Origin of the sequence: Acinetobacter sp. YH12241 (assembly GCF_013417535.1) — a bacterium.
Classification (GTDB): Bacteria; Pseudomonadota; Gammaproteobacteria; order Pseudomonadales; family Moraxellaceae; genus Acinetobacter.
Genome location: NZ_VPDQ01000006.1, coordinates 81961 through 99080 on the forward strand (window position 1 = coordinate 81961; position 17120 = coordinate 99080).

The window sequence follows — 17120 nt, forward strand, 5'->3', positions numbered from 1 at the left end:
AAGTTAAATAAAAAAGCCTCCATCTGGAGGCTTTTTTCATGCTGCAATTATTTTCTAACTCGGCGATATCCTGCCAGACCTAATAATCCGAACAATCCCCAAATTCCAAATGAACCACCACCACTTGATGATGTATTGGTATTTTTAGCCGTATTTTTTAAGTTAATTCTAGCTGTATCTGACATCAACTCATCTGCATCAAAAACATGATACTGCATATCATAATCTGACTGACTAAAAGTATTTTTCACACTAAAGGTTAATTTTCCACCATAGCAGGTTTCACCTGCAAAATTTCCTGGGCATGGTCCTTCTCGCTCTGCGGAAAGGTTTACTCCGGCAGGAAGCTTGACAATGCGAATTGGAATCTCACGACCATCTTTATCACGATAGAAAGCAGCCTTGCCATTCATCCGTGGACCATCACCATCATCGCTGTCATTCTCTAATGGATTCACAGTTACGGTCAGATTGTTCTCTGCGCTAATTCTATATTCATCATTTTTTACAATCGGTTTAATATTTACAAATGCGCCCTGCAAAATACCTGTACTGCTGGCACCTGTCTGCTTGTCTTTAATTGTATAACGGCAATACTCCGTATCCGAGAGACTGGTTACTTTGCCATCAGTACGATACATCATGATACGGTTTAAGTCAGGCTTCCATTCACATTTTAAATTTGGGTCATTCGGCGCACCTTGAACAATTAATGAACTGCCTGATCCAGATAAAGACCCTACACCTAAAGATTGCACTGTAATTTCATAATTTTGTGAATTTAATGCTTTAGCTTGTACTTGAGTATTATTTAAAGTTTCTTGAGGCATGACCAAACTAAATGGATTAACGTATATGGCACGATATTTCTGGTATTGCTTGGTATATTTTAAAAGATCCTCATATTCTTTTAGCTCTTCCTTTAAGCCCTGTATTTCCTCAGGTTTTGTATTCTTATCGGCCAGAATAGAATTAATATCATCAATATTTTCCTGATAATAATCCAGCAACTCTGTTAAAGAACTATTTTTTAGGCCAGAAATATCTGCTGCAGTTAAGCGCCGGATTTCTACTGACCCAATTTCACAGGAATTTTTTGCGTCCGGATTAAATAATAAGGTTGCCTTAGTCAACCGCTCAATTCCACGCTGATCAGTTTCTTCACAACTTTCTGTACCGATATTGACCAGATCCGTATTCGATTGTCGATCAATAGGATAATACATCCCTAAATAACGGTTATTTACAGAAGGTTCGATATAAGCAGTTAATAGATCTGTGATCTGATTACTGGATACATCAATATTCGTTGAAACACTGTTTTCTGCCAGTTCAGGTAATATACAGCGTGAGGAACCACTTGTATGAATCGCATTATAAGCAGTAAATAAATCTACACCTTGTTCTTTACTTGGATTCCCACCATTCAAGGCATATTCACAAGACAAGCCCTGGTTAAAGGCCAACACGTTATAAGCCAGACTCGAATTACCAGTATTGTCATAAAAGATGGTAGAGCGAGCAGTATTTTCGACAATCGTGTTATTAATGGCACTAAAAGTGAAGAAAGAACTTAATGGACGGCTGATTTCATTAGCCATTCGGAAAATATGACCTGTAGTACTGGTCGTATTTTTTGCAATCGTAGAGTTACTAATATCAGCTTTGGCATAACCACAGAAGTCCAGAATACTGGCCGTATCAGTAGAACCATTTTTGACAATGCTGCTTGCGCTAATTTCTAGCTTGGTCTCTGTACTGCCCAAATTCCCCACACAATCCATAGCCAAGACACTGCCATATGTAGCTGCTTTATTCTGATGAATTAAGGAATCCTGAATCCTGATAACTTTTTCATTATTCATCGCCACTGCATAAATTGCTCCCCCTTCTGCAGCCGCTCGTGAATTTACAATTTCACTATTCACGAGGCTTAGAGGACCGGCGACATAAAATGTTCCACCATTACCTTTATCCAGACTGGTTTTTGCAGCATAACCATCTTTCAGGATGACACCATTTACCACCATGCTGGCTTGGCTAGCGACCGTATTAAATAAGCGGGTTTTCCCTTGGCCTGAAATGGTGGTTGTTAAAGCCTCACGTGTTGGATATAAAAAGGTAATAGGACTTCTTTGAGTATAATTGAAGGGTGATTTTCCAAAAATATTGACATGGGATTCAACAATAATTTCACTATTGAGTTTGTATTCCCCAGCTTCGAGTTGGATGACATCTGGAGCGGAACCATCATTACGCAATGTACGGCCAACATTGCATCCTCCATAGGATTTATCCAGCTTGGCTGTCTTAATGGCTTCACGCAAGGAACAGGCACTGGTATTTTCCCCGTCCTCGTCAGCAAATGTAGTGACATATATGGTTTTATCTTCGGCTGCCATTAAACTCATGGCAGATAAAATCATGGCTGCAAGCAGTCCTTTTTTATAATTTTTCATGATTTTTCCTTAATCTTTTAATCTGCGACGTAGGCCGATCAACCCTATCAAGCCCATTAAGCCAGCAATCCCCCATGCCCCACCCGAGGTCTTCACAGACTTGTCTTTCATTTCATTTTTAGGTTCCTGTACAATCTGGGTACTTAAAACCAGATAAGGTTTGGACTTATTAAAGCGTGTAGAGGAAGTAACTACCTGAATTTCAAAAATGTCAGCACCATGCCATTGTGAATCTGGGGTATAAACAACATTCCCATCAATATCAATGACTGTTTTGCCCTTGGAAACAGTTTTGGTTTGGATAACCTGTAAGCAGCCATCTTGCCAAGGCTCACCCTTTGGATTCTCTCCAATAATGTTATTGCATTGCTCTTTAGGAATTAAATCACTATCTCCTAAAGCAGATTCAATTGAAAACTTTGCAGTCTCTCCTTTTAGAAGATCCTGTCCAACCAGACTGGTAGATGTTGGAACTGTAATTTCAATCGCACCACGGTCACAAAATAAGTTATCTAGTAAACGGTCTACACCGCGTTGGTCTGACGCCTCACAGCTGACTGAAGGATTGCTGCTATTGTAGCTAGTCCCTCTATTTACAATCGGTGAATCACTAACCTGATTATAATTCAACAGGATACGAGGACGTAGATAGCCCAAGAACTGATCTTTAGGAACGCTATAAGGACATAGAATAGCATCGCTATTTTGTTTTAAATTTAGACAAACACCTTCACTTTGATCTGAAGCCTCTGCAAACAAGCGAGTACCTGTCCAGATCTGGTTTGGATACGCAGCATCACCTGTACCACAAGATGCTGTTACCAGGTTATTGTGAATCGTACTTTTATCCGTAGTTTCAATCTGACAATCCTGCGTACCATTTCTTAAAATAATACTGTTCGCCACATAGGCTTTACCATTCGGGGCACTAATACGTAGTGCTGTACCTGTATTGTCCACTATTGTCAGGTTATTGATTCCCACTCCATCAATCACATTGATCAGTGCTCCCTTATTTTTTAACAGGGTACTGCTTAGGACTTCAGCATTAATGGATTGAATATCGGCAGGATTATCGACTTGGCCCGCTGTATAAATATTGGTAGCATTATTATTCAGCGTCTGGTTATTCTTTAAAACGCTTTGATAAACCAGAAAGTATGGAAGCTGGCTATAGAGTATGCCACCCTGTTGCGCCTGATTATTTTCAATCAGGCTGGTTTTTATTTCGGCAAAAGCAATCAGATTCTGGCCAAATTTCCCCACATTATAAATGGCACCACCTTGACTCGCAGCTCCCTTGTATAAGCGGCTGTAATCAATCACCAATTTACCTTTATTATGAATTAGGCCACCTTGTTCGGCACAGCTGCTTTTACCGCAACCTTCAAGGTCGAGTTCTTTTAAATTGACTTGAATCAGCTCTTCATCATTGCTAATACGGAAGAGATTATCTGTCCCTTTCATTTGAATATGAGCGTTATATAACCCCATTACCTTATCGGTACTACTAAATTCACCATCTACTTCTGCGATAGATTTAATCGTTACTGATTTCTTGATCGGGATATGCTTATTCAGTACATAGGTCGTTTTTTCTTTTAAGATAATGGTGCCAATAGCATTTTCGCCACCACAGCCCATATAACCTTCTTTAGCCAGGCCACGATTCACATATTCAACAGCTTCTCGAAGTGAACATTCCTTGTCATCTTTTTCAATATCTTCTGTGGTAGTTACAATAATTTCTGCACTATATGCCTGCCCCGCCATACATAGCAAAGCCATGCCTATGCTCTTCTTGAGCATACCCTTCTCCTTAATTTTTTATTTCTTTCTTTTTCTTCTAAAGTTGCATCTTCCTTGCAACAGCGAATTATTTTGCCTTACTTTCGCATAGACTGAGTAATTACTCAAGATGTTTTATAATTTAACGATATTCATCAATTAATGCATAAATCTGCCGCAGGTTAGCATTGCTGACCTTCAGCTTTTCGCCTTTAAGTAATTGAATAATCTGTTCTAATGTTTGTAAAAGCACGGAAGTTTGATGTGGTCCGTGATTTAGCAAATAATCAAAAATCTGTGGATCAAGATGAATACCGCGTCGGTCCAATACCGAGGATACCAAGGCAAATCGGTCCGCATAAAGACTGCCATTTGGGACACGGACACTAACTGCCTGCGTGAGTCGGGACTGCAAATCGGGCAATTCAAGCTTTAACTCAATGGGTGCAAAACGGGAAGAAAATACCAGCTGACCACCGCCTTCATCATTATAATTAATCAAGTGAAAAACGGCGCGTTGCCAGTGTGGAACCCCACTAATGGCTTCAATATCATCCAGTGCGATCAGGTCAAACCGGTCCAGCGAAGTAATCGCTTCAGTAGGCGCATCCAGAAGCTCCAGCAAAGACACCTGTATAGCAGTCTTACCGATTTCCAGATAAGAATCACAAATGGCAGAGAGTAAGTGACTTTTCCCTGTTCCAGCTCCGCCATACACATAAAAGCGGCTGATTAGGCCTGCATGCAGCTGTCGGACTGCATCAATTACATGCCCCCATCCCGGGCCCGAAAAATCACTAATTCGAGCATCGAGTTGAGGTTCTATATCTAGCTGCAATTGACGCATATGATTCTGATGGCCTTATGAGTCTTTATGAAGAGGTACATCCATCTTACTTGATTTCTCTCCCTCTTGCAGTGGTTTTGCTTCTGACTTTTTCATTTCAATATCAACATCTAAGTCTGAAGTTTCTACGCTTATGGAACCTGTAGCCGGATCATTCATGACGACTGCCTGATTTCCATAAAATGATGTGCATTCATAATATTCACGTGCATGTCTGAGCAGAACCACAATTACCGCTGCAACTGGGAGAGCAATCAGCATTCCCATGAAACCCGCCAGTTGAGCACCCGCCAGTACCGCAAATACAACTGCTACTGGTGATAAGCCAATTTTATCGCCAAGCAGGAATGGTTGCAGTACATAACCTTCTACCGCCTGACCGACCATAAAGACCACACCAACCAGAACCAGTTGCCACCAGTCAATCCCAAACTGCAGGAAAGTTGCAATCACAGCCGCAATAATACCGACAGCAAAGCCCAGATAAGGAATAATACTGGCCAGGCCTGCCACCATACCGATAATCAAACCGACTTCAAGACCAATCAGTTGTAAGCCCACTGCATAAACAATTCCCAGCAGAATCATCACCAGAAACTGTCCTTTGACAAAGGCGCCCAGCACACTGTGGCATTCACCTACAATTCTTAAGGTGCTTTCTTCATAAGGGCGTGGAATCAGGCGACGCAAGCTTTCCAGCATACGATCCCAATCCAGCAGGAAATAGAATGCAATAATTGGAATCAGGACAATCGTACCGCCAATCTGCAAGAAGTTAATTCCAGATTGTGCAAGGCGTAGCAGGAAGGCCTGAATACTGTCAGCACTATAATTGGTTTGCACATAGTCCATGACCACATCAGAAATCTGTGTGGTATCAATTTCCATTTCAACGACATTGAAGGTATTCGACAACCATGGCAAAAAGGTTGAATTAATCCAGCCAATGACCGCAGGTATATTGTCACGCGCATAAATCAGCTGCTGCCAGATCAACGGCACCAGATACCAGATCGCCAGGATCATAACGATCCCGATTCCAGTAAAAACGATACTAATAGAGAGCCAACGCGGCAGACCGATATCGTGCAGTTTATCTACCAGCGGGCTGAACAGATAAGCCATTAAAAACGCTGCAACAAATGGAATTACAACGGGTTTTAGTAAATATAGAATCCACAACAACAAAGCTATCCCAGCTAGGATAAACACGCGACGCAATGTGCGATCTACCATAAAGTTTCGCCTTCTCTCTATTAATCGTTATAAAAAGTAAAATATTTTAATAAAGATAGCATTTTAGGGCATAAATACCATAAGAGTTTTGCATATTCAGGTTATAATCCCCCGCGCGAATGCGGAGACTTCATTATGAGCAACTCAACTTCTACCCCAAACACTGGTTTAAGCTACAAAGATGCAGGTGTCGATATTGAAGCGGGAGACGCGTTAGTCGACCGAATCAAGTCCGTCGCTAAGCGTACTAAACGTCCTGAAGTAATGGGCGGATTAGGCGGTTTCGGCGCCCTTTGTAAGATCCCTAAAGGTTATGAAGAACCTGTTCTCGTATCAGGCACAGATGGTGTTGGTACAAAATTACGTCTGGCACTGAATTTGAACCGTCATGACACCATTGGTCAAGATCTGGTTGCAATGTGTGTGAACGACCTTCTCGTTTGTGGTGCTGAACCACTCTTCTTCTTGGACTATTATGCGACTGGTCACCTAAATGTGGACGTGGCTGCAAATGTCGTAACAGGAATCGGTGCTGGCTGTGAACTTGCAGGCTGTGCACTGGTTGGTGGTGAAACTGCTGAAATGCCAGGCATGTACGAAGGTGAAGATTACGATCTTGCAGGCTTCTGTGTCGGTGTAGTTGAGCAAAGCAAAATTATTGATGGCTCTAAAGTAAAAGCGGGTGATGTACTTATTGGTGTTGCATCTTCTGGTGCACACTCAAACGGTTATTCGTTGCTTCGTAAAATTCTTGAAGTTAAAAATGTTGACCTGAATCAAATCGTTGATGGTCGTCCACTTGCTGATGTTGCAATGGAACCAACACGCATTTATGTGAAATCTATTCTTGAACTGCTAAAACAGGTTGATGTACATGCGATGGCACACATCACGGGTGGCGGTTTGCCAGGCAACCTGCCTCGCGTATTACCAAACGGTGCTCAAGCAGTCGTAAATGAATCTTCTTGGGAATGGCCTGAGCTGTTCAAACTCCTTCAACGCGAAGGCGGTGTAGAACAGTTTGAAATGTATCGTACCTTTAACTGTGGCGTAGGTATGGTTCTTGTTGTTGATGCAGCCGAAGCAGACAAAACTGTAGAGTTACTCAACGGTTTGGGTGAGAAAGCATGGACCATGGGTCATATTGCAGATAATGCCGAGTCTGTAGAAGGCGCTGACGAAAAAATCCGTGTGATCTTCGCGTAATTTCGCATGATTAAAATTGCTGTACTTGTTTCAGGCAGTGGATCGAACCTGCAAGCCCTGATTGATGCCAATCTGTCAGGAGAAATTGTCGGGGTGCTTTCCAACAAGCCTGAAGCATTTGCTTTAGAGCGCGCTCATAAAGCAGGAATTCCGACCGCAGTCATTGAACATAAGCAGTATCCAAGCCGGGAAGCTTTTGATGATGTCATGCATCAGCAGCTTCTGGACTGGGATGTTGATCTAGTGGTACTTGCGGGCTTTATGCGAATTTTAAGTGAAAAATTTGTGAAAGCCTGGGAAGGGAAAATGCTGAATATTCACCCTTCTCTTTTGCCACATTACAAAGGCATGCATACCCATCAGCGCGTCCTGAATACTGGTGATGTTCTGCATGGTTGTACAGTGCATTATGTCACCCCCGAACTGGATGCCGGCCAAGCCTTAGCACAGGGTGTATTAAAAGTATCGCATCAAGATACGACTCACACTTTAGCTCAGCGGGTACATATACTGGAACATCTGATTTACCCACAAGTGGTAGAATGGATTTGTAATGGGACAATTCAGCATACTGAACAAGGTGTGTTGTACCATAATGCAAAAATGCAAGAACCCGTTCAATTCTGCAAATTCTAAAAGTCCAAATATAAAAAAACGCATCCTCGGATGCGTTTTTTTATTTCTTTAGATGAGATGAACTTTAAGCAGACTGTTGCTGAATCAGTTGTTTGACCAGACTCGCTACTTGCTCAGGCTGCTCTAATGGGAACATATGCCCACCATCTACTACTGTAAATGGAATGCCAAATTTCTTTTGCACTTGCTGCGGAAATCTGCGCGCCAAAAATGGACCTTTCTTGGCAACCACCAGATGTACTGGTACTTTTGGTTTTGCCTGAGGTAACCACCATAGCGATGGATTGGTTCTAAAGATATTCACTTCATCCATTTTAGGAATGGTGAGTTCAACTCCACCTCGAACCGGATCATCCTTTAAGGCATAGTCAATATAAGCCTGGAAGCAATCTGCATCAAAATCCTGATAAAAGCCTTTCGGTCGTAGCAGTTCAGCTGCCTGTTCCCGAGACTCCCAATGATCACGACGGCGTTTCGACAAACCTGCAGGTGACATCTGGTCCAGTGCTTTTAAGCGAAAAGTTTTTGCAATATGCAACGCCAAGGCTTCTTTGCCCATGATCATCGGCGGATCAAGCATAATCATTTGCGAAAAAATTTCCGGACGCTGTAGGGAGGCCTGAAAACTCAGGACTGAACCTAATGAATGCCCCAAACCAATTACCGGACGTCCATGAGACTGACGCACGATACTATCAATCACCTGCTGAGTCAGACTTTTCCAGTGATTATCAATCGGATAACGCTTATCAGGCCCTAATAACGGCACATAGATAATATCGTAATCATCTTGCAGTCCCTCAAACAGCTTTTGATAGACTTTAGATGGTACGCCATTGGCGTGTGCAAAATGAATCAAGGGTTTCATTGTAATGTCGTTTTATTTTCTGACTGAAGTTTCTGTGCCACTGAAGTTGCAATTCCTTCACCAATCGATGAACCCATACGACCTAGTACTGACTCAAATGGACTATATTCAATGGTGTAATTTAAAGCTTTTTCAGTTTTTAGTTCACGCTTCAAAGTATTTAAACTACCAATACGATCTGCAATACCCAATTTCACCGCCTGTTCACCGGTCCAGAACAGACCTGAGAAAATAGCAGGATCAGTCGATTTTAATTTCGCTCCACGTCCCTGCTTTACAGCATTAATAAAGTGACCATGCACATTATCCAGCACACCTTGTACATGCGCTTTTTGCGCAGGATCAACCGGCTGTGTCATGGACAGCAAAGCTTTATTTTCACCTGAAGTCATGGTGCGGTCTTCAACTCCAAGTTTTTGCAGCAGGTTATTCACACCATAGTTCGGCATGATCACACCAATTGAACCGACCAGACTCGATGGATTGACAATGATTTCATCTGCAGCGGATGCAATATAGTAAGCACCAGAAGCCCCTGTATCACCAATCACGGCATAGAGTTTTTTCTCAGGATACTGTTTTTTCAGATACTGGATTTCCTGCCAGATTTCATCTGACTGGACTGGTGAACCACCCGGTGAATTAATATTTAAAACGACAGCCTTACTTTGCTTGTTTTCAAAGGCTTTTTTGAGTGATTTGATGGTATTGCTACTGTTTACGCTTTGCTTGTCTGCGGCAATCGTGCCAATAATATCAACCACAGCAATGTGTGCACCTGCGCCTGCACTTGGATCAGAAGCACTCATGCTACAGCCTTTACCCAGCGCAAGAATGACAACCAGCAGATAAGCGAAGGTCAGAAATTTAAAGAAGATCCCCCAGCGACGTGCCCGTCGTTGCTCTTCTACTGAAGCTAAAACCGCTTTTTCCAGCAGTTTCCATTCTGGGCCAGTCGGTTGAACTGGTTGTTGCGTATTTTGTATTTGATTTTCAGGTTTTGGTGGCCAATCGGACATAAATAATCCAATAAATTAATTTATATTGAACCCATTATATACACCGAAAAGGGTAATTCTGTCTAAAGAAACCGTTTTCGCCTATAATAAGTGCTATTCTTTTTTATTTTATCAATATTACAACTCAATGACTGAACGCAGCTCAAAGAATTCAGCTTACGGTTTACTCAAATATATTAGCCGCCAACCGCTTTCAGTTTCCCGATGGATTGCGCGTATTCTTGCCTTAATCGTTAATATTTTTAAAGTTTCTAAAACTTCTGATGTAATTCGCCTGAACCTTGAGATCAGTTTGTCTGAACTGTCGACACAGGAAAGAGAACGGATTACCCGTGCCGCGATTCGCAATGAACTGATGTCTTATTTCGAATTTTTCAGTATTTGGGGTTCGAGTAATCAGAAAAATATTGAGAGAGTGCATAAGGTTATAGGCGAAGATTTACTGCATGATGCCTTGGCACAAAATAAAGGTCTGGTACTGATTGTGCCGCACTTTGGCACTTGGGAAATCATGAATGCCTATGTTGCGCAATTCACTTCAATGACCATCATGTATAAACCTGTAAAAAATCAGGCAGCGGATCAATTTGTTCGTGCAGCACGCAGCCGCGAACAGGCCAATCTGGTGCCGACAGATGAGTCTGGTGTAAGACAAATTTTCAAGGCCTTGAAGCAAGGTGGCACCACTGTCATTCTGCCGGATCATACACCCAACGTTGGCGGTGAATATATTCCTTACTTTGGCGTTCCTTTGGCCACCAGCAACCTGAGTGCCAAGCTGATCCAGAAAACCAAAGCCCGTGCGCTGTTTCTTTATGCCCTGCGTAATGAGGATGCTGGCTTTGATATTCATATCGAGGCCATAGATGAAAAAATTTATCAGGGAGATGCTAATCAAGGTACAGGCATCATCATCAACACGATTGAAAACCTGATTCAGCGTCATCCTGAACATTATCACTGGAGCTATAAACGCTTTAGAGCTCACGAAGATCTGGGAAATATTTATAAGCTTGATCATAACCAAGCTTTGTCCAAAGTGAACCAGTTAAGAACTTCTAATCTGGCTGCTGTTGAACCATCTCTAGAATCAGTCAGTTAGATTTTGTTTTTGTAACCATTTCCAGCGACTTCTTTCAGTTTCTAGAATGATTTGAGTTCCTTGCTGATGAAAATGCAGGCTGCCATGCTCTGCTGTAGTCAATAGAGGAATATCCAATTCTTTGAGACGCTGTTGAGTCAACTGACTTGGATGCCCGTAACGATTAAATTTTCCAGCAGACGCAATCGCCAGTTTAGGACGATAGTGCTGCAAGAATTGATAAGCTGAACTGTGCTGACTGCCATGATGGCCTAAGACCAAGACATCCACTTTTAAATCGGGGTAGTCTTTGAGTAACTGATATTCAGTCTGCCAACCTGCATCTCCCATCAGCAGAAAATTCTGATAAGGCCAGACATCTTTGAGCTGCAAATACACTACACAAGACAGGTCATTTTTATTGAAATTAGCAGTATTTAATTGTTCTAGTTTTGGTGCAATGACCTTAATCTGCACATCATTCTGCCATTGCCACCGCTGTCCCTGATAACATAATTGAAAGTTTGAAGAGGCTGCAGTTTCGGTCACTTCATTGGCATAGATATTCTTAATCTTGAGCTGCTCTTTAATGCTGTGATAAGCACCACTATGGTCCTGATCCAGATGCGTTAAAATCACCTGCTCCAGTTGAGAAACACCTTGTACCGACAGAAATGGCATGATTACCTGCTTCCCAATACTAAATTTTTCCTCATCATAATAACCACCCATATCGATCATCATGTTATGAGTTCCATAACGAAGGAATATCGCCTGCCCTTGCCCAACGTCCAGCACCGAAAGCTGAAATGGCGGATGATTAAATTGAGGAACACAAACTGGTACCGCCGCGACAGCTATCCAGGATTTTGGTAATACTCCACGTGGTAAGAATAAAATCAGCAAAGACAGAATACATAGCCCAATCATCCAGTGATTCATTGCAACTGGAATTAACTGCGGTTTAAACCAGTGATCCAGCAGATTTAAGAAGCCCAACAGGATATTCAGCAACAGATCATTAAGCTGAAATAGCATGCTTGAGACCGGTTCAGCGATAAAAAAGAGAATTGCTGCCAGAATATCGATCGGTACAATCAAAAGACCGATCCAGGGAATTGCGACCAAATTGCTGAACGGTGTGATCCAGGCAATCTGCTTAAAAAACAGCATCATTAAAGGAAATAAAGCGAGAAAGATTTTCCACTGTGATTCCACTAGCACTTTAGCTGCAAAATACAGTTTTTGTATTGCTGTCTGATTTTGCTCGGATGGTCGCTGTTGAATGGTCTGATAAATTCTGAGCAATACAAAACAGGCCCCATAGGATAGCCAGAAAGCCGCGGACAAGATACTAAAGGGATCAATGAATAACAGTAAGGCGGCGCTCAGAATCAGTAGTTTTAAAGCCTGCAGATTTTGTCGAAGCAGCATGAGGATGACACCAATCATACAGATCAGCAGAGTGCGGATTGCCGGGATTTCAAAACCCACAAAGGCACAGTACAGCACCACACAAAACAGAAAAGGTAAAGCCAGAAAATACTGGCGTGTCCATCTTAGATAAAGCTGAGGCATACTTCGTGCGACGAGTAGCCGAAGCATGGCACAGACCATCAGGGCAAAGATCAGCACATGTGGTCCGGAAATCGCCAGTAAGTGACTCATACCCATACGTCGAAATTGCTGTTCAGTTGCAGGATTTAAAAGGCTTTCATCTCCGGTGAGCAAAGCCAGAAGCAAACCTTTATTTTGTACAGGTTGCCTTGCTATGAACTCTCTTAATTGCAGCCGCTTCTTCTCTACCCAAAGTAGAAATTGCTGAGTTAAAGCTCTTTGCTCTCGAATAAACTGACTATACCCCAGTGTAGAAACAGTAGCTGAATCAAGTTGCTCTATCTGTTTGATCCGGAAACCTGCCATCATATTCTGTTGCAGTGCCCATTTTTCAGCATCAAAAGCACCGGGCGTTGCATAACTGTGATTAGGACGTACCTGCCCTTGCAGCCGGTAATAATGCCCCAGTTCAAGTGCATTATTTTCATGATTCGCTGATAGTTGTGAAGTATTCGATGAGGTTTTAGGTAGAAAACCCATCCAGGTTACGGTGCGTCCATCGAGGTTTAATACTTCCAAAGGCTGCTGGATGGATTGTTCACCGAGTTTATTCAAGCGTTTGACATAAACGATAATGTCTTTCTGCAGTACTTCATGCTCGACATTCAATAGCCGTTGGCTGAGCTGTTGATTGGCATAACCATATCCCAAAAATGTCCCGAGTAGAATACAGGTACTTACCAGCAATCCTTTATGTAAGGGCTTTTTCAGAACAGTATTGAGCTTGGAACTACAGAAATAAAAGAGCACAGCAAGAAATATCACTGAGATTGAATTCAACTCAATATTCAGAAAAGATTTTCCCATACTGGCAAGGCCTAAAATCCAGCCCAGACACAGCCATTGCAACATGAAGATTTTCTTTTTTATTATTATTTTCAGGCAATAATAAAGCCCACCGAAGTGAGCTTCAATTAAAGAAGATTATTTCTGTAATTAGTCATTCATCCATAGACCATCACGCATATGTAGAATCCGGTCTGCCGAATGTGCCAATTGTTCATCATGGGTCACAATTAACATGGCCATATTGAATTCACTACGTAATTCAGTCAGCAACTCAAAGATTTTATCGGCTGTTTTACGGTCCAAGTTACCTGTTGGCTCATCTGCCATCATTAACTTCGGCTTGGTCACCACGGCACGAGCCAGTGCTACACGCTGACGCTCGCCCCCTGAAAGTTCGCCCGGTTGATGGGTTAAACGATGGGTTAATCCAACACGCTCCAGTAAGTATTCTGCCTGCTGTTTAGCCTCTTTAAACTTGACGTTTTTACGAAGCATTAAAGGCATCGCGACATTTTCTAGTGCAGTAAACTCTGGCAATAAATGGTGGAATTGATATACAAAGCCCAAATTTTCATTACGGACATAGCCGCGTTCTGCTTCAGATAAATTGTCAAAACGGCGGCCATTGACCATCACTTGTCCGGCAGAAGGACGATCCAATCCTCCCAGAATATGCAACAAGGTACTTTTACCGGAACCACTTGAACCGACAATAGAAACAAATTCCCCGGCCTTTACCTGCAATGAAATCCCTTTGATCACATCAACCGTAGATTTTCCATCTGTAAAAGATTTCTCGATATTTTGGGCATCCAGAACCAGATTACTCATAACGCAATGCCTCCGCCGGTTGAATTTTAGCAGCACGGAATGCTGGATAAATAGTGGCTAGGAAACTTAAGGCAAGTGACAAACCTACAATCACGACCACATCCTGCCAGCGCAGATAAGAAGGTAAATAGTTGATGAAGTAAGCATCAAACATATTCAGGCCAAGTGAATTGTTTAACCAGCCAATAAAACTACTAATACTGGTGGCGGCAATAATCCCGAGAATGGCACCCGCACAAGTTCCGATTACGCCGATCACAGTACCTTGAACCATAAAGATTCGGGTAATCGTGGCAGGTGAAGCACCCAAAGTACGTAAAATTGCGATGTCGGATTTTTTATCTGTGACCACCATTACCAGTGAAGACACGATATTAAATGCTGCGACCAGGACAATCAGGAATAATAATAAGCTGACCATTGCTTTTTCCATCTGAATTGCGCTGAACAGATTACCGTGGGTATAAGTCCAGTCAGAGGCATAGAAGTTACCCGGTAAATCACGCACAATTTCCTGAGAAACCTGAGGCGCTGCGAAAATGTCATCCAGCTTCATACGTACGCCTTGTGCACCATCTGGCAGACGTAACAAGGTTGAAGCATCGTTCAAGGCAATATAACCCATCATCGAATCAACTTCTGCACCAATGCTGAAGATCCCAACCACTTTAAAGCGTTTAAAACGTGGCACAACACCCGCTGGTGAAGGCGTCGCTTCAGGTAGAACCAAGGTAATATTATCGTTCAAGCCTACGCCCATGGCATCTGCCATCTGTTTGCCTAAAACAATCCCAAATTCACCTTTTTTCAGGTTATCAATACTACCCTCGACCATATGGTTCTGGATGATCGAAACTTTCTTCTCATACTTTGGTTCAATTCCGCTGACCATAATTCCGGCAACTTGCCCTTGAGCCGTGAGCATCCCCTGTAACTGGGTAAAAGGAGCCACACCTTGAACGTGTTCATGCCGCTCAATCTGCTTTGCAAGTTCAGGCCAATTTGTTAGAATTTGCGTCGAAGAAACAGTGGCTTGAGGAACCATCCCCAAGACGCGATTTTTCAACTCTCGGTCAAAACCATTCATGACAGACAAAACTGTAATGAGGACTGCTACACCGAGCGTGAGACCGATCATTGAGACCAATGCGATAAAAGAAATGAAGTGGTTACTACGCCGTGCGCGAGTATATTTCAACCCTATATACAGCGAGATTGGTTTGAACATAACCATCTAGTCCGAGGTAATAAATTATGGAAAATGTACAGCATCCAAACGGATTCACTGAAAGACGAGTCCTGTCTCGAATCGATGCTGCTTTACGAATCAATTATCAGATTATTTCCGATGATGTTGCCTTGAATGATCCTTACGATGCTAATTTCGTATTGCCCCGCTATTTTCTACTACTTGCAGAGCTAGATCAATTTGATCATGCTGTTAACTACGAATTAGAACAATTATCTGAAAAAGATCAACAAATTGCTCGAATCTTATCCTTATTCAACCAAAAATTAAACCTTATTACCGGTTCTTTGTATGACGCAATTGTACAAAGCATGTTACCTGTACCGGAACATGTGAACTTTTCAGAGACTGGTTTTAGCTTCTTTAGTGATCAGCCGATTAGTGAAGGAACCTATCTGCATGTGACTTTAAGTCACCCGGAAAACTTCTTCCACATCGCGGCAACCGCTCAGGTGGCCTACAGTCGTGCAGAAGAAAACGGGAAATATCGTACGGGTGCTTATTTCATTACCCTGCATCCTCAGGATCGCGTCAAACTGGGCGAATGTGTGAAAGCCAGCTTTGCTTAAGACTGGTATCTATCTTTTTATTAAAGGCGGGCTTTATAGCTCGCCTTAATTTCTTTAGCGAAATAAACCACTAAGCCAAACAATAAGATTACTACACCCACCAAAGCAATGAGCGGCAATTTTTCATTATTCAATAATACACCTACCAGCAAGGCCAGCATCGGTGTCAGAACGGTGGTTAAAGATAGAGTCGTCGGCTTAATCTTCTGTACCAGTTTGAAATAACAGAACATCGCAATCAGTGATGCCATAATTACCGCATATACCAGACCAAATAAGGACTTGGCATGTGGCATAGCAGTGGGTGCGTATTGCCAGATAAATGGCAACATACCCAGAGAAAAAACGACTGACAAACCAATCGAACCGGCCGCCTGTGCCATAGGATCAATTGGTGCATTGATTTTCTTCACCCAGAACATAGATACGCAATAAACTAATACACCAACCAGAGCGATCACGATTCCAATTGGCTGTATATGCTGATCTGCATCACCTAGACAGATCACCGAAAGTCCGATTAAAGCGATTCCCATTCCCAGCCATTGATTTAGCGAAAGTTGCATCTGAAAGACAAAACGCCCAATCAGACCTGAAATTAGGGGGGCCAAGCCGAACATTAAGGCAATGATGCCGGAACTTAAATAATCCGTAGACCAGTAAGTAAAAATTTGCGAGCCGATAAAACTGCATGCACCCGCCAAGTAACTATGCAGGGAAACACGATCAAGCGGTAATCTGGTTTTAAATAACCACAATAATCCTAAGGCCAGAGGCAAAGCCAAAAAGAAGCGGATCGCCAATGCCCACATCGGATGCAAATCTTCCACACTCCAGACAATCGCCAGTGGTGTGGTGGACCAGATGAAAACCAGCAAGGCATAGGTCAACATCAGGTTACTTTTTGGGGGCATACTTGATCTCG

At 42.5% G+C, this 17120-nt stretch carries 14 protein-coding genes; 4 read left to right on the forward strand and 10 right to left on the reverse strand.

What is annotated here, in order from left to right:
• Window positions 1–47: 47 nt before the first annotated feature.
• The 4 genes from FTV18_RS05460 to cxpE all read right to left on the reverse strand — a co-directional run bounded on the left by FTV18_RS05460 (window position 48) and on the right by cxpE (window position 6330).
• Window positions 48–2459, reverse strand: a complete 2412-nt coding sequence (locus FTV18_RS05460; protein ID WP_166138761.1) for a CSLREA domain-containing protein — start codon at window positions 2457–2459, stop codon at window positions 48–50.
• A 9-nt stretch (window positions 2460–2468) separates the two neighbouring features.
• Window positions 2469–4268, reverse strand: coding sequence for a rhombotarget A (gene rbtA / locus FTV18_RS05465; protein ID WP_159124041.1), 1800 nt, complete (start codon window positions 4266–4268; stop codon window positions 2469–2471).
• A gap of 121 nt (window positions 4269–4389) precedes the next feature.
• The gene (gene hda, locus FTV18_RS05470) at window positions 4390–5094 is read right to left on the reverse strand and encodes a DnaA regulatory inactivator Hda (protein ID WP_159124042.1); all 705 of its coding nucleotides are present in this window, start codon (window positions 5092–5094) and stop codon (window positions 4390–4392) included.
• A gap of 15 nt (window positions 5095–5109) precedes the next feature.
• Window positions 5110–6330 (reverse strand): chloramphenicol efflux transporter CxpE, encoded by a 1221-nt coding sequence (gene cxpE, locus FTV18_RS05475; protein WP_159124043.1) that lies wholly within the window; start codon window positions 6328–6330, stop codon window positions 5110–5112.
• Between the two features lie 135 nt (window positions 6331–6465).
• On the opposite strand from cxpE, the gene purM reads away from it, so the two are divergent.
• Window positions 6466–7536: a phosphoribosylformylglycinamidine cyclo-ligase gene (gene purM / locus FTV18_RS05480; protein WP_159124044.1), complete on the forward strand. Its 1071-nt coding sequence runs from the start codon at window positions 6466–6468 to the stop codon at window positions 7534–7536.
• A gap of 6 nt (window positions 7537–7542) precedes the next feature.
• On the forward strand, window positions 7543–8172 hold the full coding sequence (purN, locus tag FTV18_RS05485; protein ID WP_159124045.1) for a phosphoribosylglycinamide formyltransferase: 630 nt from the start codon (window positions 7543–7545) through the stop codon (window positions 8170–8172).
• A gap of 64 nt (window positions 8173–8236) precedes the next feature.
• On the opposite strand, the gene FTV18_RS05490 is transcribed toward purN, so the two are convergent.
• Window positions 8237–9040 carry an alpha/beta fold hydrolase gene (locus tag FTV18_RS05490; RefSeq protein ID WP_180016982.1) on the reverse strand — a complete coding sequence of 268 codons (804 nt, stop codon included), beginning with the start codon at window positions 9038–9040 and terminating at the stop codon, window positions 8237–8239.
• Complete coding sequence (gene sppA / locus FTV18_RS05495; RefSeq protein ID WP_004784634.1) at window positions 9037–10059, reverse strand: signal peptide peptidase SppA; 1023 nt, start codon at window positions 10057–10059, stop codon at window positions 9037–9039. The genes FTV18_RS05490 and sppA overlap by 4 nt, the downstream gene beginning before the upstream one ends.
• 127 nt (window positions 10060–10186) lie before the next feature.
• Between sppA and FTV18_RS05500 the strand changes: the two genes are divergently transcribed.
• On the forward strand, window positions 10187–11161 hold the full coding sequence (locus FTV18_RS05500; RefSeq protein WP_159124047.1) for a lysophospholipid acyltransferase family protein: 975 nt from the start codon (window positions 10187–10189) through the stop codon (window positions 11159–11161).
• On the opposite strand, the gene FTV18_RS05505 is transcribed toward FTV18_RS05500, so the two are convergent.
• The 3 genes from FTV18_RS05505 to FTV18_RS05515 all read right to left on the reverse strand — a co-directional run bounded on the left by FTV18_RS05505 (window position 11150) and on the right by FTV18_RS05515 (window position 15605).
• Window positions 11150–13609, reverse strand: a complete 2460-nt coding sequence (locus FTV18_RS05505) for a DNA internalization-related competence protein ComEC/Rec2 (RefSeq protein ID WP_180016984.1) — start codon at window positions 13607–13609, stop codon at window positions 11150–11152. The genes FTV18_RS05500 and FTV18_RS05505 overlap by 12 nt on opposite strands.
• An 84-nt stretch (window positions 13610–13693) precedes the next feature.
• Complete coding sequence (lolD, locus tag FTV18_RS05510; RefSeq protein ID WP_159124049.1) at window positions 13694–14377, reverse strand: lipoprotein-releasing ABC transporter ATP-binding protein LolD; 684 nt, start codon at window positions 14375–14377, stop codon at window positions 13694–13696.
• Window positions 14370–15605 (reverse strand): lipoprotein-releasing ABC transporter permease subunit, encoded by a 1236-nt coding sequence (locus tag FTV18_RS05515; protein WP_034170943.1) that lies wholly within the window; start codon window positions 15603–15605, stop codon window positions 14370–14372. Before FTV18_RS05515 ends, lolD begins: the two co-directional genes overlap by 8 nt.
• Window positions 15606–15631: 26 nt before the next feature.
• Between FTV18_RS05515 and FTV18_RS05520 the strand changes: the two genes are divergently transcribed.
• A complete protein-coding gene (locus FTV18_RS05520; RefSeq protein WP_159124050.1) occupies window positions 15632–16195 on the forward strand; it encodes a PilZ domain-containing protein in 564 nt (187 codons plus the stop codon).
• 20 nt (window positions 16196–16215) lie between these two features.
• Here FTV18_RS05520 and FTV18_RS05525 read toward each other — a convergent pair whose 3' ends face one another.
• On the reverse strand, window positions 16216–17109 hold the full coding sequence (locus tag FTV18_RS05525; protein WP_159124051.1) for a DMT family transporter: 894 nt from the start codon (window positions 17107–17109) through the stop codon (window positions 16216–16218).
• Window positions 17110–17120 lie beyond the last annotated feature (11 nt).